This window comes from Bradyrhizobium sp. WU425 (assembly GCF_021052305.1).
Lineage (GTDB): Bacteria > Pseudomonadota > Alphaproteobacteria > Rhizobiales > Xanthobacteraceae > Bradyrhizobium > Bradyrhizobium canariense_D.
This window is the reverse complement of sequence record NZ_CP088089.1, coordinates 4,370,894-4,390,156: the sequence shown is the minus strand read 5'-3', so window position 1 is coordinate 4,390,156 and position 19,263 is coordinate 4,370,894. Positions and strand designations below refer to the sequence as shown.

The following is a 19,263-nucleotide window of genomic DNA, read 5'->3' as shown; positions in this document are numbered from 1 at the left end:
CCGCTGTCCCCCCGAGGGGGATCTCATGAGGGACGGCAACCGGACGAGGACCCCGAGTTTCAAAAGAGGGCCGCAACCGGCGCAATAAAAAGAAACTCAAAGCGAGAAAAAAACAATGGCGGCAGACCGCGCACAAAACCTGCAGGACACCTTCCTTAATCACGTTCGCAAAACCAAAACGCCACTGACGATCTTTCTGGTCAACGGAGTGAAGCTCCAGGGCATCGTGACCTGGTTCGACAATTTCTGTTTGCTGCTTCGGCGCGACGGTCACTCGCAGCTCGTCTACAAGCATGCGATCTCGACCATCATGCCGGGCGCTCCGATCCAGCTGTTCGAAGGCGGTGAGGATCAGCCGGCTTGAGAGTGATCTGATTGGAACCCCGGAATTTCGACGGGGATGCCGACCGTCCGCGGTCGGCAGGGGGTACGCAGACGGGGCGGGTGCTTGTCATCGGTCCCTATTTGCGGGTGCGCGCAGGCAGTGCCGACGCGCAATCGGAAGCTCATGTCGTGCGTGACGCGGAAGCCCGGCTCGACGAAGCCGCCGGCCTCGCGCGCGCGATCGATCTCGTCGTTGCCGACGCCATCATCGCGCCGATCAGCCAGATCCGCCCTGCGACCTATATCGGCAAGGGTAAGGTCGAGGAGATCGCCGCGCTCGCCAAGAGCCTCGACGTCGAACTCGTGGTGATGGATTGCGCGCTTGCGCCGATCCAGCAGCGCAACCTCGAGAAGGAGTTGCAGGCAAAGGTGCTCGACCGCACCGGTCTCATCCTGGAAATCTTCGGCCGCCGCGCCAAGACCAAGGAAGGCTCGCTCCAGGTCGAGCTCGCGCATCTCAACTATCAACGTTCGCGCCTGGTGCGCTCATGGACCCATCTCGAGCGCCAGCGCGGCGGCTTTGGATTCATGGGCGGTCCCGGCGAGACGCAGATCGAAGCCGACCGCCGCCTGATCCAGGAGCGCATCTCCAAGCTCGAGGGCGAACTGAAGAAGGTGCAGGCCACACGCCGCCTGCATCGCGCAGGCCGCCAGCGGGTGCCGTACCGCGTCGTGGCGCTGGTCGGCTACACCAATGCCGGCAAATCGACGCTGTTCAACCGCCTGACCCGCGCCGACGTGCAGGCCGCCGACATGCTGTTCGCCACGCTGGATCCGACCCTGCGCGCGCTCACCCTGCCGCATGGCGGCAAGGCGATGCTGTCGGACACCGTCGGTTTCATCTCCAATCTGCCGACGCAGCTCGTCGCCGCCTTCCGCGCCACGCTGGAGGAGGTGCTGGAGGCCGACGTCATCCTGCATGTGCGCGACATCTCGCACGACGATGCCGAGGCGCAGCAGAGCGACGTCGACGCGGTGCTGCGCCAGCTCGGCATCAATCCCGATGATTCAGGCCGCATCATTGAGGTCTGGAACAAGATCGACCGTTATGGTCCCGAACAGCGCGAAGAACTCTTGAATATCGCCGCGCGCAGGCCGGAGGACCATCCCGCGATGCTGGTGTCGGCCGTGTCGGGCGAAGGGGTCGACGCGCTGCTCGCCGCGATCGAGGAGCGCTTGGCCGCCAAGCGCATCACGCTCGACCTCTCCATCGATGCCTCCGACGGCGCCGGCATCAGCTGGCTGCATCGGAATTCCGAAGTGCTGGCGAAAGAGCTGCACGACGGCCGCTTCGACATGACGGTGCGGGTGGACGAGACCAAGCGGGATATCGTGGTGAACCGGTTCGATGCCGTGCCGCGACTGTCCGTGTAGTTAGTGTCGTCCCGGCCGAGTTAGCGGCCGGCTTGCTTGCGCTCCTCTGGTGACGACTGCTTCGCACTCTTCGCCTCATTCCACAACGCGTCCATCTCCGCCAGCGACGCCTGCTCGAGGGTCCGCCCCTGCGCCTCCAGCGCCCGTTCGATATAGGCAAACCGCCGCTCGAACTTCGTGTTGGTCGCCCGCAGCGCGGCTTCCGGATCGGCATCGACATGGCGGGCGAGGTTGACCAGCGCGAACATCAGGTCGCCGGTCTCTTCCGCCAACCCCTCGCTGTCGTTGCGATCGAGTGCGGCCTCGATCTCGTCGGCTTCCTCGCGGATTTTTGCCAGCACCGCGCGCGGATCGTTCCAGTCGAAGCCGACAGTGGAGGCCTTGCGCTGCAGCTCCATGGCGCGCGTCAGGGCGGGCTGGCCGGCCTTCACGCCTGACAGCAGCGACTTGTGGGACGGCGCTTCCTGGGGTGGCCGGCGCGCGGCGCGCTCGGCTTTCTCCTCGGCCTTGATGCGGTCCCAGACTTCCTTGACGTGGGAGGAGGCGAGATTGCCCTCCTTGTCGGCGAAGACGTGCGGATGGCGCCGGATCATCTTGCGGGTGATGGCCTCGACGACATCGCCGAAGGCAAAGGCGTTCTGCTCCTCGGCCATCTGAGCATGGAACACCACCTGCAGCAGGAGGTCGCCGAGCTCCTCGCAGAGATCGTCGAGATCGCCGCGGCTGATGGCCTCGACCACCTCATAGGCTTCCTCGATCGTATAGGGGGCGATGGTCGCAAAATTCTGCTCGAGGTCCCAGGGGCAGCCAGTCACCGGCGTGCGCAGCGCCGCCATGATCTCGATCAGGCGGGAAATGTCGCGGGAAGGGGTCATTGCGGGCATTCTCCTAGCTCTCAAGCCTTATGCCAAAAGCGCCCCCGTTCCCAGCGTAGCGCGGCGGAACAGGGTGATTTCCACCGGTTGGCGCGCCAGATTGGCGAGCCGCGTGCGCAGTGCTAAAGCGCGGGCCATGACTGACGCATCTTCATCCGAAACCGCGCTGGTGCTGTTTTCCGGCGGCCAGGATTCCACCACCTGCCTTGCCTGGGCGCTGAATCGTTTTGCGCACGTGGAGACGCTTGGGTTCGATTACGGGCAGCGCCACGCCATCGAGCTTGCCTGCCGCGACCGGCTGTTCGACGGCATCAAGGGCCTGCGCACGGATTGGGCTTCCAGGCTCGGGGAGAGCCACACGCTAGCGATCCCGACGCTGGCGGCCGTGTCCGAGACGGCGCTGACGCGCGACGTCGCGATTGCGATGGGCGCCGACGGCCTGCCGAACACGTTCGTGCCCGGCCGCAATCTGGTGTTTTTGACTTTCGCCGCGGCGCTGGCCTATCGGCGCGGCATCAGTTACATCGTCGGCGGCATGTGCGAGACCGACTATTCCGGTTATCCCGATTGCCGCGACGACGCCATCCGCGCGATGCAGGCCGCGCTGTCGCTCGGCATGGCCCGCAAGTTCGAGCTGCATACCCCGCTGATGTGGATCGACAAGGCCGCGACGTGGAAGCTCGCCCATGACCTCGGCGGCGACGGGCTGGTCGACCTCATCCGCGAGCAGTCGCACACCTGCTACCTCGGCGAACGCGGCGCGCAGCATGATTGGGGATACGGCTGCGGAGAATGCCCGGCGTGCAGCCTGCGGGCGAAGGGGTGGCGGGAGTACGTGGCGGGACGGTGATACCATAGACTCGGTGTCATCACCCGCGAAAGCGGGTGATCCAGTACTCCGAGAAGGTAGCGATAATCGACAGGCCGCGGCGTACTGGATTCCCCGCCTTCGCGGGGAATGACAGTGTTGGTTGGGATTAGAGTGTACCCAAGCAACGCGCAAAGGGACTACGGCGCAAAATCCTCCGCCTTCAGCTCGATCGGCTTGCCGTGCGGGGTGCGATCGGCCGCGTGGTCCCAGGCGTCGCGGTAGCGATGCAACGTCTCCGCAGACGCAACGCCCTTGCGCGCGACCAGCCCCTCCAGCGTGGCGAGCCAATGGAGATAGTAGGTCTCGCCCGTATCGGGATCGCCGGCCGCCTGCGCGCGCTTGATCTCGGAGGCCAGGGCTGCCGCCCATTCGGGCCAGGTGAACACGCCGCGCTCGTGCAGCGTCAGCGCCATCGCGAAGGCGTGCGCCTCCCAGGGCGCGCGGAACACCGGGCCGTCATCGTCGCGCGGAATGCTCGGGATCGCTGCCGTCGCGGCAGCAGCAGCCGTGCTGCTCATCACGCCGGGTCCAGATACGGCTCGAACGCATCGATCGAGACTTTCGAGGTCGGATCGCCGTCCGCGCCCCAGAGATCGCGGCCCTCGAACACGACAGTGTAGAGCCATTGCGGATTCTCGCCGAGCTCCATCGCCGCCGAGTCCGGAAACACGTGGCAGCCATGGTTCAGCTCGACGATTCCGACATGACCACGCACGTAGCGCGGCAGGCGGGTGTGGGTCGCCGGGTGAATGTTCTTCGCGCGGACCTTGTCACCGATCTTGAATTTCGCCGGCGCCGGGGCAGGGCGGGCGAACTTGCCGCGCACCATGATGCGCTCGACCTGGCCGAGATCAAACTTGCCGTGCTTGAGCGCCTTGGCCGGCTGCATCGCGTGGCCGGCGGCGACTTCCTCCCGAGTGAGGTAGCCCTTCTCGATCAGCATCTCCTCGAGCCCGAGAAACCATTTCTTGTAGTAGGAGCTCGAGAGATAGATATGCGGCGGGATCGTCTCGCGATAGAAGCGCGAGGTGTCGATGTTGAAGGCGCCGGCCGCGCCCATCGCGCGTACCATGGCGAGAACACGCGACTCCCATTCCTCGTGGAACACCGGCTCGTTCGGTTCGGGCTCGACCTTGCCGAACCCGTCCATGCCGCCCATGTCGTGCACGCCGTTCATGACGGCGCCCCCGGCGCCTTGGGAAAGCCGGTGCCGATCATGGAATCGCGCGTGACCAGCTCGGCGAGCTGCTCCTCGCTCCAGCCTTCGGTCCCTGCGGGGCGCATCGGCAGCACCAGAAAGCGCGTTTCGGCGGTCGAATCCCATACCCGGATTTCAACGTCCTTGGCGACTTGCACGCCGAAATCGGCGAGCACGCCGCGCGGGTCCTTCACCGCGCGGGAGCGATAGGGCGCGGCCTTGTACCAGACCGGCGGCAGCCCCAGCATTTCCCAGGGGTAGCAGGAGCACAGCGTGCACACGACCATGTTGTGACGTTGCGGCGTGTTCTCGACCACGACGAGGTGGTCGCCGACGCGGCTGACATGGCCGAGCGTGCCGATCGCCTTCGAGCCGTCCTCCAGCAGTGCCTTCTTGAACGCCGGATCGCTCCAGGCCTTGGCGACAACGCGCGCGCCGTTATGGGGGCCGATCCGGGTCTCATAGGCCTGGATGATGGCGTCGAGCGCGGCCGGCTCGACATAGCCTTTTTCGGTCAGGATCGTCTCGAGCGCGCGCACGCGCAGCTCGGTCTCCGACAGCTCGGAATGGTCGTGATCGTGGTGATGATGGTCGCTCATGGGGCGAAGATAGTCCCAGAATCCGGGCGTTGTCGAGGCGAAGACTCTGCTAACATCGCACCATGGGCTGGGCTGCAAGAACCGGAATAACCGTCGCAATCGCGGCTCTTGGCGCATTCGCGGCGCAGGATGCGCGCGCCGCGAATGGCGCCTATGCGGTCGATGCCGCCGACATTTCCGATGTCGGCTCCTGCAAGGTGGAAAGTTGGCTGTCGGCGGCTTCCAACACGGATTTTTCGGCGGTCGCCAATCCCTCCTGTGTCGTCGATCCCTTCAGGCCGATCGAGCTGAGCCTGCAGACCATCCGGGCCCGGAGCGGCGGCGACTGGAGCACGACAATCGCGCCAAAAGCCAAGACGAATTTCGTCCCGACCGGAATCGGCCGGTGGGGATTGTCGGCCTATGGCGGAGGATCGTTCGACGCGGCGACCGGCGAGGCGCTAGCCGCCTTTGCCGTCATCCCCGCGACCTTCCGCCTGTCGGAGACCATGCGCATCAACGTCAACGGCGGCTGGCTCTGGGATCGGACGGTGGATCGCCATTACCTGACCTACGGCATCGGCTTCGATTGGAAATTCACCGACACGCTGCAATGGACGATCGAGGCGTACGGGCAGGCCGGCGCCGCCGAGGTCGCAAGCATCGTGCAGCCGCGTTTCCAGACCGGTGTCCGCTACCGACCGAACGAGATATTCTCCGTCGATCTGATCTACGGCCGCAACATCACCGGCGAAAATGCCAACTGGATCACCATCGGGACCACGATCCGGTTTCCGGTCCATGGAAGCGAACCCGAACATCGGCGCACCGGGCATCTGTGAGCGCCAGGAAGACCAAGACCAGGGGAGTTTGCGTTGCCTGACTATGTCAAGATCGAGAAGGGCCTCGGGCCGGAGGGACGGATTGCGGTGGTGCGGTTCGACCGCGGCGACGGCATCAATGCGCTATCGCCAGAGGCTTTACGCCAGCTCACCGCGGCCGCGCGCAGTTTTGAGGATGACGCCGCAACCTCTGCCGTGGTGCTGACAGGCAGCGCGGCTGCGTTCAGCGCCGGCTTCGACCTCAAGGATGCCGAAGGCCGCGCGCGCAAGGACATGGACCTCGGCACGCTGCGGCGGCATCTCAAGCTCGGACCGCGCCTGACCCACGCCTGGCAGGAGATGGAGCAGATCACGATCGCCGCCATCGAGGGGTTTTGCGTCGGCGGCGGCGTGGCGCTGGCCGTCGCGCTCGACTTCCGCGTCATGGGACGCGATGCCCATCTGCGCGTGCCCGAGATCGGGCTCGGCATGAACATGAGCTGGCAGAGCATTCCGCGCATGCTGCATCTGATCGGCCCGGCGCGCACCAAGCAGGCGGTGATCCTGGCCGATCAGCGCATCAGCGCGGATGAAGCCTATGAGTGGGGCCTGGTCGAGCAGGTGGTCGATCCCGGCCATGCGTTCGATGCCGCGATGGAGCTTGCGCGCAAGGTGGCCGCGCAGCCGCCGCTCTCCGTTGCCATGACGAAACTCACGGTCAACCGGCTGGCGCATGCGCTGGATAATCTCGCCAGCCACATGGACGTCGACCAGTTCGCCCTGGCAAGCCTTAGCGAGGACCATAAGGAGGGCGTCGAGGCGTTCCTGACGCGACGCAAACCGAAGTTCAGAGGGCGGTAGAAGCCGGCCAGGCATTGATTGCGCCGCCGACTATCCGTATACGCGGCGCTGGGACAAAATAGGCCCGATCAACGGGCCGGCAGACGACAATGACGATCGAGGGGGAGGGCCCATGACCACTGGCACGCAGGCACCCGAGGCGAAAGGGTTTCGCTGGAAGCTGATCGCGCCGCTCGCGGTATGGCTGCTGATCTATCTGTGGCCGGTGCCCGCAGGGCTCAACGCCAATCAGTGGCACTATTTTGCGATCTTCGCGGCCGTCATCACCGGGCTCATCCTGGAATCGATGCCGGTCGGCGCGGTCGGCCTGATCGGGCTGACGGTTGCCGGCGTCGGCGGTTATATCGATCCCGATCCGACCAAATCGCTGCGCTGGATGCTGGCGGGCTTTGCCGAGAGCACGGTGTGGCTGATCGTCGGCGCCTTCGTGTTCTCGATCGGGTACCGCAAGAGCCAGCTGGGCCGGCGTATTGCGCTCGTGTTGGTGCAAAAGCTCGGCACCAACACGCTAGGTCTCGGCTATGCGGTGGCGATGTCGGACTTCTTGCTGGCGCCGGCGACACCGTCCAACACCGCGCGCAGCGGCGGCATCGTCTATCCCATCATCAGCAACATCCCGCGCATCTACGGCTCCGAGCCAGGACCGACTGCCGGCAAGATCGGCACCTACGTGATGTGGACCGCGTTCGCGTCGACCGCCGTCACCAGCTCATTGTTCTTCACCGCGCTGGCGCCCAATGCAGCGGCGCTCGCCATCGCCAAGAAGACCGCCGGAATCGACGTCAGCTGGGCGCAGTGGTTCATCGGCTTTGCGCCGCTCGGCCTGCTCCTGATGGTGCTGGTCCCGCTGCTCAGCTACGCGGTCTGCCGCCCCGAGGTGAAGAGCAGCCCGGAAATTTCCGAATGGGCATCGAAGGAGCTCGCGGAGATGGGCCCGATGTCGCGCAATGAATGGATCATGCTGGCGCTGATCTTGCTCGCGATGTTCCTGTGGATCGCGGGCTCGAGCCCGGACATCCGCGTGCCGCTTCTGGGCTCGAATTTCGTCAACGCCACCACCGTCGTGTTCATCGTGATCTCGCTGATGCTGGTGACGGGCGTGATCGAGTTTGCCGACATCGTCGCCGAGAAGGGCGCCTGGGAGGTGTTCTTCTATTTCACCTCGCTGCTGACGCTGGCCTCGGGCCTCAACGAGATCGGCTTCATCAAATGGTTCGCGACCGAATACGCAAAGCCGCTCGCCGGGCTGTCGCCGTCGACCGCAATGCTCCTGCTGGTCGCGCTGTTCTTCTGGATCCACTATTTCTTCTCGAGCATCACCTCGCATGCCGCCGCCGTGCTGCCCGTGGTGCTCGCGGTCGGATCCGGCATCCCCGACCTACCAGTCACGACGCTCGCCATGCTCTGCATGTATTCGCTCGGCCTGATGGGGGTGATCTCGCCTTACGCGACCGGGCCGGCGCCGATGTATTTCGGGAGCGGCTATATCGGCAAGGGTCAGTTCTGGGGTTTTGGGCTGATCTTTGGGATGCTCTATTTCGCGGGGCTCCTGCTGATCGTATGGCCCTGGTTGCAGGTCCACTGAGTCGGGCGGGAGGCAATGCGGCGGCAGATGAATTTTCTTCAGCGGGAAGACATTTGAAAAACTTCGTCCAACTCCCCGCAAATATCTGACATTGCCAGAGCGACCCGAAAGGGCGATTGTGCGTGCTGCGGTGCAGCGCGCTCCAGCCGAGTCCTCATCGCGGTTTCACTCTCCGTCGCTTGATGCGACCGTTCCCGGATGCCCAGGGGCAAGGGAACTATTGTGCATGAAGGCCGCCTCCATGAACGTCCACCCGTCGCTCGCGATCGGACAGCCGATCGAAAAGTTTGACGCGATCTCAGCTCACGCGATCTCACCTGCCGCGACTGCGTCCGACGCGATGGTCCGCTTCGAAGGCATCTCGAAAACCTATCCGGCCTATCGCGGCAAGCCCGGCGTCAATGCCCTGCAAAACATCGACTTCGCCATCCCGCGCGGTTCGATCACCGGAATCATCGGCCGCTCCGGCGCCGGCAAATCGAGCCTGGTCCGGCTCATCAACGGCCTGGAGAGGCCGACCACGGGCCGCGTCGTCGTCGATAACAGAGATATCTCGGCGCTCTCGGGCCGCGACTTGCGGCTGGCGCAGCGCTCGATCGGCATGATCTTCCAGCACTTCAATCTGCTGTCCTCCCGCACCGCTGCCGCCAACATCGCGCTGCCGCTGGAGATCGCCGGCTGGGCCAAGGCCGATATCCGCGCGCGCGTGGCCGAGCTGCTTGCGCTGGTGGGCATCGCAGACAAGCACGATCGCTACCCGTCAGAACTCTCCGGCGGCCAGAAGCAGCGCGTCGGCATTGCCCGTGCGCTCGCGACGCGGCCGAGCGTGCTGCTGTCGGATGAGGCGACCTCGGCGCTCGATCCGCAGACCACGCGGGCGATCCTCGATCTGCTCGCGAACATCAACCGCGAGCTGGGCGTGACCATCGTACTGATCACCCATGAGATGTCCGTGGTGCGCCAACTTGCGGGGGATGTCGTGGTGCTCGATGCCGGCCGCGTCGTCGAGAGCGGCCATGTCGCCAACATCTTCACCTACCCCAAGCATCCGATCACGCAATCCTTCCTGGCCGAAGTAATCGGAGACAGCCTGCCGGTGTCGCTGGCGAGCCGGATCGTTTCGGAGCAGCCTCCGGCCGGACAGGCCGTGATCCGCGTCAAGGTGCGCGGGGCAGGGGCCGGCGACACGATGGTGGCGCGGCTGGCGCGCGAGCTCGGCCTCGACGTGTCGCTGCTGTCGGCCCGCATCGACGAGATCGGCGGCCAGCATGTGGGCTCGCTGACGCTTGGTATCCCTCTCGGCATGTCCGGCGGCGAGGACGCGACGACGCGCACGCTGGCCTGGCTTTCACAATATCAATTCCCCGCGGAGCGTCTCGGCTATGTCGCCTGAACTCATCAACCTGATCATCCAGGCGACCGGCGAGAGCCTGTACATGGTCGGGCTCGCCGCGCTGATCGGCACCGCCTTCGGCCTGCCGCTCGGCGTCTTTCTCGCGACCAGCCGGAAAGGCGAGCTGTTCGCGGCGCCCATCGTCAATCGCGTGCTCGGTGCCGTCGTCAACGCGACGCGATCCACGCCTTTCATCATCCTGGTCGTCGCCATTATCCCGTTCACGCGGTTGGTGGCCGGCACCTCGATCGGATCGACGGCCGCGATCGTACCGTTGACGATCGCATCGGCGCCGTTCATCGCGCGCCTGGTCGAGGCCGCGATCCGCGAGGTCGATGGCGGCCTGATCGAGACGGCGTCCTCGTTCGGGGCCTCGCCGATGCAGATCGTGCTCAAGGTGCTGATCCCCGAAGCGCTGCCGGGTCTTCTGCTGGCGCTGACGCTCGCGGTTGTCAGCCTGCTCGGCTATTCCGCCATGGTCGGCGCCGTCGGAGGCGGAGGCCTGGGCGATCTCGGCATCCGCTACGGCTATCAGCGCTTCATGCCGGAGATGATGCTGGCCGTCGTCGTGGTGCTGATCGCGCTGGTGCAGCTCGTGCAGAGCGCCGGCGATTATCTCGCGCGCCGGGTTAATCGCCGGCTGCGACATCGCTGACGCCGTTTAAGACATTTCGAACAAGCAGGTTCTTGTCGGTCTGGAAGCATTCCAAACTTCGAGACACGACTGAGTGCATTCGTCGCACGCGTTGCGCACGCGTCTGGAGAAATTCTAACGCAGTTCCTATCGCACTCCGAAATCGCCTGCGTTAGGGCGAGGCATCAAAAACGATACCGGCGAAGCCGGCAGTGCGTGGGGCCTCGACAAACGTGACCGATTTCCAACTTGCTTCGCGTGCCGACACGCGTCGTCGACAGATACAGACTCTCTTCCTCGGAGCGGCCAGCACATTTGCTCTCGTCGTTCCCTTCGGTGCCGTGGAGGCGCAAACGCAGATCCCCGCCGTCACCGTCGAAGCCCCGGCTCAGCGCGCCCGGCCTGCAGCGGTCGCCTCAACGCGACAGTCAGCGGCGACACGCACCGCGCGCGCCAATCGTCGCTCTCCGTCGCAGCAAGCTGCGCCAACCCAGTCGGCATCCTCGAACGACGCCACCGGTGAACGCTCCAATGGTCCGGTGCGCGGTTTCGTTGCGACGCGCAGCGGCACCGCGACCAAGACGGATACGCCGCTGATCGAAACCCCGCAGTCCGTCTCCGTCGTCACGACCGACCAGGTCAGGAACCAGGGCGCGGTCTCGATCGGCGAGGCGTTGCGCTACACCGCCGGCGTCAGCGGCGACGTCAACGGCGGCTCGGACACGCGCTTCGGCGCCCTCCAGATCCGCGGCTTCGACACCACCATGTCGGGCCTCTATGTCGACGGTTTGCGGATTCCCTCCAGCAATTACGTGCACTTCAACGGCCTCGATCCCTATGGCGCCGAGCGTCTCGAGGTTCTCAAGGGCCCATCCTCGGCGATGTATGGCGGCAGCGGCACCGGCGGCATCCTCAACTACGTGACCAAGCTGCCGACGGCCCAGCAGTTCGGCGAGGTCTCGATCTCGGGCGGCAGCTTCAACCGCTATCAGGGCCAGTTCGACATGGGCGGTCCCGCCAACAAGGACGGCACCGTGCTGTGGCGCCTGACCGGCGTGGTGCGCGACGGCGAAACCCAGGTCGACTTCACCAAGGACAACCGCGTCTTCGTCGCGCCCGCCGTCACGTTCAAGCCGAACGATGACACCACCATCACGATCCTCGCCAACTACCAGCGCGACCGGGCAGGGTGGGGCCTCCAGTTCTTGCCGGCCTCGGGCACGGTGTGGCCAAACAACGGCCGCACCATCCCGGTCTCGTTCTTCGCGGGCGTGCCGAGCTTCAACGCGTTCAACACCGAGATCGCGACCGCCGGCTACCAGCTCTCGCACAATTTCACCGACAACATCACATTCCGGCAGAATTTGCGCTACGCCTACCAGCACAACGAGGAGAAGGTGTTTTTCGGCGGAGGCTATACCGACGAGGCCGCGGGACAGCTCGCCCGTTTCGGCAGCTACAGCAACTCCTACATCGACTCCTTCGCCGTGGACAACCAGCTCCAGGGCAAATTCACCACCGGCTTCCTCAGCCACACCACGCTGGTCGGGATCGACTATCGCAACACCAGATTCCGCGACACCGCCTTTGGCGTCACGACGTCCGCGCCCGAGATCAACGTCTTCAGCCCGGTCTACAGCTACGACTGGACCATGGGCGCCATGAGCGACGACACCGGGGTCAAGCAGTCGCAGGTCGGCCTCTACGCGCAGGACCAGATCAAGCTCGGCCGGCTCTCGTTCCAGCTCGGTGGCCGCCAGGATTTTGTAACGACGCAGGTCGGCAGCGGCATCTTCAATACGTCGGTCGCGAAGGATGCGTCGGCCTTCACCGGCCGCGCCGCAATGATGTACAATTTCGACAACGGCATCGCGCCCTATTTCAGCTACTCGGAATCGTTCCTGCCGGTGCTCGCGACCGGCCCGAGCGGACAGCTGCTCAATCCCGAGACCGGCGTGCAGTACGAGGTGGGCGTCAAGTACCAGCCGCTCGGATGGAACGCGCTGTTCACCTTCGCCGCCTTCGACCTGACGCGCGACAACGTCGTCACCTTTGCGCCTCCGCTCAACATTGCCGAGCAGACCGGTCAAGTGAAATCGCGCGGCCTCGAGCTCGAAGGCACGATGTCGCTCGCCGACGGCTGGAACCTGCGCGCGGCCTATGCCTATGTCGATGCAATCGTCACGCAGGATCCGGTGAATGTCGGCAAGGCGCCGGTCACCGTGCCGCTCAACCGCGCCTCGCTGTGGAACGACTATACGCTTCAGACCGGGCCGCTCGCGGGCCTGCAGTTCGGCGGCGGCGTCCGCTATGTCGGCGCGACCTGGGGCGATGACGCCAATACATTCAAGGTCGGATCCGCGACCGTGCTGGACGCGCTGCTCGCCTACACCAGGGACAATTGGCGCCTGTCGCTGAACGTCACCAATCTCGCCGACACCCGCTACGTCGCCGCCTGTTACAGCCTGTCGGGCTGCTTCTACGCAGAGGGACGCAAGGCCATCGGCAAGCTGACGTATCGGTGGTGAGGTCTAGGACGGTCCGGCAATGGCGGCCGGGCCTGCTTGATGAGAGAAGACGATGAGAGCGATATTCGGCAAGCTGCATCGCTGGGCGGGACTGCTCACGGCCGGATTCCTGTTCTTCTCCGGTATCACCGGGGCGATCATCTCCTGGGATCACGAGATCGACGAGGTCCTGAACAGCCATCTGTTCGACGTCAGCAGCAAGGGCCCGGCCATTCCCTCGATCGATCTCGCCAAGATGATCGAGCAGCGCGATCCCCGCGCGCGCGTTGTCTACCTGTTCATGACGCCGGAGGAGGGCCACTCGCTGTGGTTCTTCGTCATGCCCAGGATCGATCCCGCGACCGGCAAGCGCTATCCGCTCGACTACAATCAGATCTTTCTGGACCCCAATACTGGCGCCGAGCTCGGCCGGCGCTATTGGGGCGCGGTGTGGCCGGTGACGCGCGAAAACTTCGTCTCGTTCCTCTACAAGCTGCACTACACCATGCACATCCCGGAATTCTGGGGCAGCGACCGCTGGGGCATGCGCCTGCTCGGCGTGATCGCCATCATCTGGACCATCGACTGCTTCGTCGGCTTGTATTTGACGCTGCCCTCGCGCCGGCGCGCCTGGGCGGCGCGGGCACCCCAGGTCACGCGCCAGCTCGAACGCGGCTTCTGGGCGCGTTGGGCGCCCGCGTGGACCATCAAGACGTCAGGCAGCGCCTACCGGATCAATTTCGATATCCACCGCGCTTTCAGCCTGTGGACCTGGGGCGTGCTCTTCATCATCGCCTTCACGGCGTTCTCGCTGAACCTCTATTTCGAGGTGTTCTCGCCGCTGATGAAAATGGTGTCGAACTACACGCCGACGCCCTATGAGCAGCGGCCGTATCGCGATCTCGACGACCCCATCGAGCCCAAGGTCAGCTTCGCCGACATCGCCGCGCGCGCGGCGGTCGACGGCAAGGGGCGAGGGTGGACCATCCCGGTCGGCTCGGTCAATCACGGCCCGGCCCACGGCGTCTATGCCGCGGCCTTCTTCCACCCCGGCGACGATCACGGCGCCGGCGGCGTCGGCCCGGCGCAGCTCTATTACGACAGCGAGGACGGTCGTCCGATCGGCGAACGGCTGCCCTGGGTCGGCACCGCCGCCGACATCTTCGTACAGGCGCAATTCCCGCTGCATTCGGGCCGCATCGTCGGGCTGTTCGGCCGCATTCTGATCTCGGTCATGGGGCTGGTGGTGGCGGCGCTCTCGGTCACCGGAATCGTGATCTGGTGGCGCAAGCGCCGCGCCCGCGTGCGCGTGCGGGCGACGGCGGCGATGCGCCCGAGCCGGCAGCAGCTGACACCGGCGGAGTAGGGCGTTCGTCCGGCGCGGATGAACCTTCCCGCCCGGCACCGGCACAAAGACTGGAGATCCCCCCGTCTTGCCGGAAATCGCATGAGATCGCTTGCCTTGCTCTGCCTGCTCGTCTTCGCTACGCCCGCCGATGCGGCCACGCCCGAGCAGCATTATCTCGACCTGCGCGATCGCTACATCGCAAAGTTCTCGAAAGCTGCGGAAACGACGAGACCTATAAGCAGCACGATGCGGCGCTCAACGAGTTGACGGGCGTCCTGCGCAGCCTGGTGGGTCCCGTCGCAATCAAGGGACTGCCGGCCGACGGCAAGACGAATGCGGACACGCTCTTCAAGGGCGACTCCGGCTTTGGCCATCTCGACGGGCTCGGCTTCGCCTCCGAAGGCGACAAGATGCAAGCGGTGGCGACCACGACCGGCTTGCTCAGGCACTGGCTTCGCGAGCACCGCGAGGACGGCATGCCGCAGGAGATCGGCGCGGCGTTCAAATCGGACCGCTTCTACTATCAGGCGATCCAGGACTCCGCCTTCGCCAAATATGCCGAGCTGCCGATCACGAAGCCCGCGGCAGCGAGCGCTGCGGTCGCCGTACTGGGCGTGCGCGGCAATGGCGATTTGAAGGGACCGCCGCATGAAATCGACGTCGTCGCGATCCAGGGCGACAAGGTCTTCTTTCTCGCCGCAAGCGACGCGGTGAAGACGGCTGAGATCCCGGCCTGCGAAAAGGTCTGGAAGCAGATGATGGCCAAACCCATCGACAAGAAAGACCCGCGCGGCGACATCACCCGCGAAGACAACGCGATGACCGCGTACACGGCGTGCTTCGCCAAGGAGGCACCAAGCCAGAGCTGGTATGCGACGGCGGTCAAGAAAGCGCAGAGCCAGCTGGAGTTGCTGCTCGTGCGCTAGAGCGATCATCCAGTTACCTTCGGGGCTACAACGTTGCGCGCCGCCCTGGCTCAAGAATGCGCAATCGGAAATTGCAGCTTGTCCTGCAGGCGCAACCAAGGCCAAGCAGCGCGAAATCGCCCAAGCCCGCTCGACGAGGTCGTCGGCCACACTCCGCCCGGATTCGGCGACGTCCGTGGAACTCGGTCGCGACGAGGGGGTTGCACTGCGGTTGGAACCGAACGGGTAGCACAGTTGAATCGCCGGCAATTCCTGGAAGCCTCGGCATTGACGCCATTGGCGACATTACTACCTGGCGCAGTCTCTGCGGCATCGGCGGCGGAGTTGCCGTTTGGTCCCTCTTATGTCCGCGACCTTGCCCGCAATTTGGCGAGTAAGCCCTTTGCGCCACCAGAGGAAAAGGTCCCGGACGCGCTCAAGGATCTCACCTACGATCAGTACCGGTCAATTCGCTTTCTGCCGGAGCGCGCGGCTTGGCGGAGCGAGAAGCTGCCCTTCGAGGTCCAGTTTTTCCACCGCGGCTTTTTCTATAAGAACAGGGTCGACATTTACGAGGTCGCCGGCGGACGAGCCGTACCGATCAGGTACCGGCGCGACGATTTTGCATTCGGCGACAATATCGGCCAGGTACCGGACGCCGATCTCGGGTTTGCCGGGTTTCGCATTCACGCCCCGATCAATCGCCCCGACTATTACGACGAGGTTTGCGCGTTTCTCGGCGCCAGCTACTTCCGTGCCGTTGCCAAAGGCGAGACCTATGGCCTGTCCGCGCGCGGTCTGTCGATCGATACCGGCGAGAGCAAGGGGGAGGAATTTCCCTTCTTCAAGGCGTTCTGGCTGGAGAAGCCCGCGCCGGGTGCCACATCTGTGGTGGTCCATGCGCTGCTTGACAGCAAGAGCGCTACCGCAAGCTATCGCTTCACGATCAGGCCGGGCGCTCCGACGGTCTTCGACGTGGAGATGTCGCTCTATCCGCGGATCGAGCTGCAGCATGCCGGCCTGGCGCCCATGACAAGCATGTTCTTTTTCGGTCCGAACGACCGACACGATGTCGACGATTTCCGCCCTGCCGTGCACGACTCCGATGGGCTCGCCGTGTTCAACGGAAAGGGCGAGCAACTCTGGCGTCCTCTCAACAATCCGCGCGATCTGCAAGCCAGCACATTCAATGATCTCAATCCTCGCGGCTTCGGCCTGATGCAGCGGGAACGAAACTTCTTTGCCTACGAGGACATCGAATCGCGCTTTGAGCGTCGCCCAAGCCTCTGGGTCGAACCGATCGGAGATTGGGGAGAGGGCAGTGTGGTCCTCTTTGAGATCCCGACCAAGGAGGAAGTTCACGACAACATCGCCGCCTTCTGGCGCCCGAAAACAGCTCTCCAGGCCAAGAGCGAAAACAACTACACCTACCGTCTGCACTGGGGTCCGGACGCGCCGAAGCCCAATTCGCTGGCTCGGTTCACCCGCACAGGCGTTGGCGCGCGGGGCGACGACAGCAAATTGTTCGTGCTCGAAATCGTCGGGGACGGACTGAAGGCGGTCGATCCCAACAAGGTAAGGGGTGCCGTCAGCGCCGACAAATCCGAGATCAAGAACGTCGTCACACAGCCAAACCCGGAAACCGGTGGCTGGCGCCTGAGTTTCCAGTGCGCCGTGAAGGACGCGCCGATCGAGTTGAGGGCGATCTTGATGCAGGGCGAACAGCCGATCTCTGAAGTCTGGGTTTACCGATGGGCGCCCTGACGACCTCGCCCGCGCTCTCGCTTGAGCTTGGCACTCGGTATCTTCCCGACGAAACGCCTCTCCCCATGCAGCCTTGCCGATTGGACCGGACTAACCGTGCCGATCCGGGGCGACTGCGGACCGCCCCTGCCGTTGCAGCGCGACGCCTGTTCATTCTTGGCGGAACGGTCGCGATTACCGCTGCGGGCGCTGTTGAGATGTACGATGTTCTCAAGGTTGGTGGCGTCACGGTCCTCGAAGGCATGGTGTTCGGGCTGTTTCTCGTGCTGCTCGCCTGGATCGCGTTTTCGTTCGTGTCTTCAGTCGCCGGTTTTTTTGTGCTCCTGCGGGGGCGACCGGATGTGCTGCCAATGGACAGCCAGGGTCCGCTGCCCACGATCACCGGCCGAACGGCGATGCTGTTGCCGACCTATAACGAGGATCAGCACCATCTCATGGCGCGACTCCGCGCCATGTACGAGTCGGTCGGCGAAACCGGACAGGACCCGTTGTTCGATTGGTTTCTGCTCAGTGACACGACAGATCCGGACATCTGGATTGCCGAGGAGCTTGCGTTTCTGGAACTGCAGCGCAACTGCGGTTCGGGCCATCTCTACTATCGTCACCGATCCGACAACACCGCCCGAAAGTCCGGCAACATCGCCGAATGGGTGAGGCGGTTCGGTGGCGCCTACGACTACATGATCATTCTCGACGCGGACAGTCTGATGAGCGGAGAGACCATCGTGCGGCTGGCGGGCGCGATGGAATCGAACTCGCAAGCCGCGCTGATTCAAACGCTTCCGATCGTCGTCAATGCGCGAACCCTGATTAGCCGGCTTCAGCAGTTCTCGGGTCGTTTGTACGGCCCGCTGATCGCGGCCGGGAACACCTGGTGGCATGCCTCAGAGGGCAACTACTGGGGACATAACGCCATCATCCGGGTGCAGGCTTTTGCGCAAGAGGCGGGCCTGCCCGAGTTGCGCGGGAGGAAGCCTTTCGGCGGCCATATCCTCAGCCACGATTTTGTCGAAGCCGCACTAATGCGACGAGCGGGATGGGGAATTTTCATGGCTCCAGGTCTCGGCGGGAGTTTCGAGGAGGTGCCCCCGTCGCTTCTGGATTTCGCGGCGCGCGACCGCCGCTGGTGTCAGGGCAATCTCCAGCATCTTGCCGTTCTACCGGCTCGAGGCCTGCACTGGGTCTCCAGGCTTCACCTGTTGACCGGGATCGGATCCTACCTCACCGCGCCGCTGTGGCTGCTGTTTCTATTGCTCGGAATCCTGACCTCCTTGCAGGCCTATTTCGTCAAGCCGGAGTACTTTCCCAAGGGCTTCTCGTTGTTTCCAACGTGGCCCGCACAGGATCCCGTGCTCGCCGCCTGGGTCTTTGCCGCGACAATGGGGCTGCTCATCGTGCCCAAATTGCTGGCCTACCTCGTTTTGCTCACCAAGCGTGCGGAACGGCAGGCATTCGGCGGCGGATTTCGCGTGCTGCTGGCGGTGGTCGCCGAGAGCCTGCTTGCCGCCTTGATCGCCCCCTCCATGATGATCTTTCAATCCACCGCCGTGGCGGAGATCCTGCTGGGCCGTGACGCGGGCTGGCAAGTGCAACGGCGAAGCGATGGCAGGATCACGCGCGACGAAGTCTATCGCAAGTTCACGGTGCCGACCCTATGCGGTCTGGCCATGGCGGCAAGCGCCTACGCCGTGTCGCTCCCGCTGCTGCTCTGGATGTCACCGGTGATCATCGGCCTGGTTTGCGCCATTCCGATCGGTCTCGTCACCTCGACGGCACCGCGAATGGCGCGCCTGTTTGCAACCCCGGAGGACAATCGCGTGCCGGCGCTGCTGCAGAGGGCGAGAGAGCTTGCCAGCCTGGATCGAATCGAGCCACACGGGGCCCTGATCGAACTTAGACAGAATCCCGCGTTGCTGGGACCGCACATGCAGTCCCTCGAAACGCCGCCGCGCAAATCGGGCCAAATCGACATAGATCTCGCGATCGGCCGGGCCAAGATTGAGCAGAGCGACGATTTCGAGGAAGTCGTCAGCAGCCTCAGCGCACGCGAGACGCTTGCCGTGCTGAAGCACCCACACGCCCTCGAGCAGGTCATGCGCATGCCGCGAGCTACCGCTTCCGCGGAAGTCTAGGTCATGGCGGTGTAGGACAGGGGTTGACGACCC

General features: G+C 64.3%; 16 protein-coding genes and 1 pseudogene. 13 read left to right on the top strand and 4 right to left on the bottom strand.

From position 1 onward, the window contains the following. Positions 1 to 115: 115 nt before the first annotated feature. Entirely contained in the window at positions 116 to 364 is a 249-nt protein-coding gene (gene hfq, locus BcanWU425_RS21300; RefSeq protein WP_007591126.1) for an RNA chaperone Hfq, read from the top strand. Between the two features lie 11 nt (positions 365 to 375). Then, positions 376 to 1,758, top strand: coding sequence for a GTPase HflX (gene hflX / locus BcanWU425_RS21295; protein ID WP_026233449.1), 1,383 nt, complete (start codon positions 376 to 378; stop codon positions 1,756 to 1,758). A 20-nt stretch (positions 1,759 to 1,778) separates the two neighbouring features. Here hflX and mazG read toward each other — a convergent pair whose 3' ends face one another. After that, positions 1,779 to 2,633, bottom strand: coding sequence for a nucleoside triphosphate pyrophosphohydrolase (mazG, locus tag BcanWU425_RS21290; protein ID WP_018457830.1), 855 nt, complete (start codon positions 2,631 to 2,633; stop codon positions 1,779 to 1,781). Positions 2,634 to 2,769: 136 nt separating this feature from the next. Between mazG and queC the strand changes: the two genes are divergently transcribed. Then, complete coding sequence (gene queC, locus BcanWU425_RS21285; RefSeq protein WP_018457831.1) at positions 2,770 to 3,483, top strand: 7-cyano-7-deazaguanine synthase QueC; 714 nt, start codon at positions 2,770 to 2,772, stop codon at positions 3,481 to 3,483. Positions 3,484 to 3,641: 158 nt separating this feature from the next. Here queC and BcanWU425_RS21280 read toward each other — a convergent pair whose 3' ends face one another. The 3 genes from BcanWU425_RS21280 to nthA are packed head-to-tail and all read right to left on the bottom strand — an operon-like array spanning position 3,642 to position 5,301. Next, positions 3,642 to 4,022 (bottom strand): nitrile hydratase accessory protein, encoded by a 381-nt coding sequence (locus BcanWU425_RS21280; protein WP_018457832.1) that lies wholly within the window; start codon positions 4,020 to 4,022, stop codon positions 3,642 to 3,644. Further along, the gene (nthB, locus tag BcanWU425_RS21275) at positions 4,022 to 4,681 is read right to left on the bottom strand and encodes a nitrile hydratase subunit beta (RefSeq protein ID WP_018457833.1); all 660 of its coding nucleotides are present in this window, start codon (positions 4,679 to 4,681) and stop codon (positions 4,022 to 4,024) included. Before nthB ends, BcanWU425_RS21280 begins: the two co-directional genes overlap by 1 nt. Then, positions 4,678 to 5,301, bottom strand: a complete 624-nt coding sequence (gene nthA, locus BcanWU425_RS21270) for a nitrile hydratase subunit alpha (RefSeq protein ID WP_085349816.1) — start codon at positions 5,299 to 5,301, stop codon at positions 4,678 to 4,680. Before nthA ends, nthB begins: the two co-directional genes overlap by 4 nt. A 62-nt stretch (positions 5,302 to 5,363) precedes the next feature. Here nthA and BcanWU425_RS21265 point away from each other — a divergent pair, with 62 nt between their 5' ends. The 10 genes and pseudogenes from BcanWU425_RS21265 (at position 5,364) to mdoH (ending at position 19,230) form a co-directional block, all read left to right on the top strand. Next, positions 5,364 to 6,122 carry a hypothetical protein gene (locus BcanWU425_RS21265; protein WP_018457835.1) on the top strand — a complete coding sequence of 253 codons (759 nt, stop codon included), beginning with the start codon at positions 5,364 to 5,366 and terminating at the stop codon, positions 6,120 to 6,122. A 33-nt stretch (positions 6,123 to 6,155) separates the two neighbouring features. Continuing rightward, positions 6,156 to 6,962, top strand: a complete 807-nt coding sequence (locus tag BcanWU425_RS21260) for an enoyl-CoA hydratase/isomerase family protein (protein WP_018457836.1) — start codon at positions 6,156 to 6,158, stop codon at positions 6,960 to 6,962. 112 nt (positions 6,963 to 7,074) lie between these two features. Further along, the gene (locus tag BcanWU425_RS21255; protein ID WP_018457837.1) at positions 7,075 to 8,547 is read left to right on the top strand and encodes a DASS family sodium-coupled anion symporter; all 1,473 of its coding nucleotides are present in this window, start codon (positions 7,075 to 7,077) and stop codon (positions 8,545 to 8,547) included. Positions 8,548 to 8,773: 226 nt separating this feature from the next. Beyond that, positions 8,774 to 9,940 carry a methionine ABC transporter ATP-binding protein gene (locus BcanWU425_RS21250; RefSeq protein WP_018457838.1) on the top strand — a complete coding sequence of 389 codons (1,167 nt, stop codon included), beginning with the start codon at positions 8,774 to 8,776 and terminating at the stop codon, positions 9,938 to 9,940. Next, entirely contained in the window at positions 9,930 to 10,595 is a 666-nt protein-coding gene (locus tag BcanWU425_RS21245; RefSeq protein WP_018457839.1) for a methionine ABC transporter permease, read from the top strand. Before BcanWU425_RS21250 ends, BcanWU425_RS21245 begins: the two co-directional genes overlap by 11 nt. Before the next feature lie 518 nt (positions 10,596 to 11,113). After that, positions 11,114 to 13,102: a TonB-dependent siderophore receptor gene (locus tag BcanWU425_RS21240; protein ID WP_204511182.1), complete on the top strand. Its 1,989-nt coding sequence runs from the start codon at positions 11,114 to 11,116 to the stop codon at positions 13,100 to 13,102. 52 nt (positions 13,103 to 13,154) lie between these two features. Continuing rightward, positions 13,155 to 14,447, top strand: a complete 1,293-nt coding sequence (gene fsrB, locus BcanWU425_RS21235) for a siderophore utilization protein FsrB (protein WP_204511183.1) — start codon at positions 13,155 to 13,157, stop codon at positions 14,445 to 14,447. An 81-nt stretch (positions 14,448 to 14,528) separates the two neighbouring features. Beyond that, positions 14,529 to 15,355: pseudogene (locus BcanWU425_RS21230) on the top strand (hypothetical protein). A 276-nt stretch (positions 15,356 to 15,631) separates the two neighbouring features. Then, positions 15,632 to 17,098: a glucan biosynthesis protein G gene (locus BcanWU425_RS21225; protein ID WP_377791057.1), complete on the top strand. Its 1,467-nt coding sequence runs from the start codon at positions 15,632 to 15,634 to the stop codon at positions 17,096 to 17,098. After that, on the top strand, positions 17,086 to 19,230 hold the full coding sequence (gene mdoH, locus BcanWU425_RS21220; RefSeq protein WP_204511184.1) for a glucans biosynthesis glucosyltransferase MdoH: 2,145 nt from the start codon (positions 17,086 to 17,088) through the stop codon (positions 19,228 to 19,230). The genes BcanWU425_RS21225 and mdoH overlap by 13 nt, the downstream gene beginning before the upstream one ends. Positions 19,231 to 19,263 lie beyond the last annotated feature (33 nt).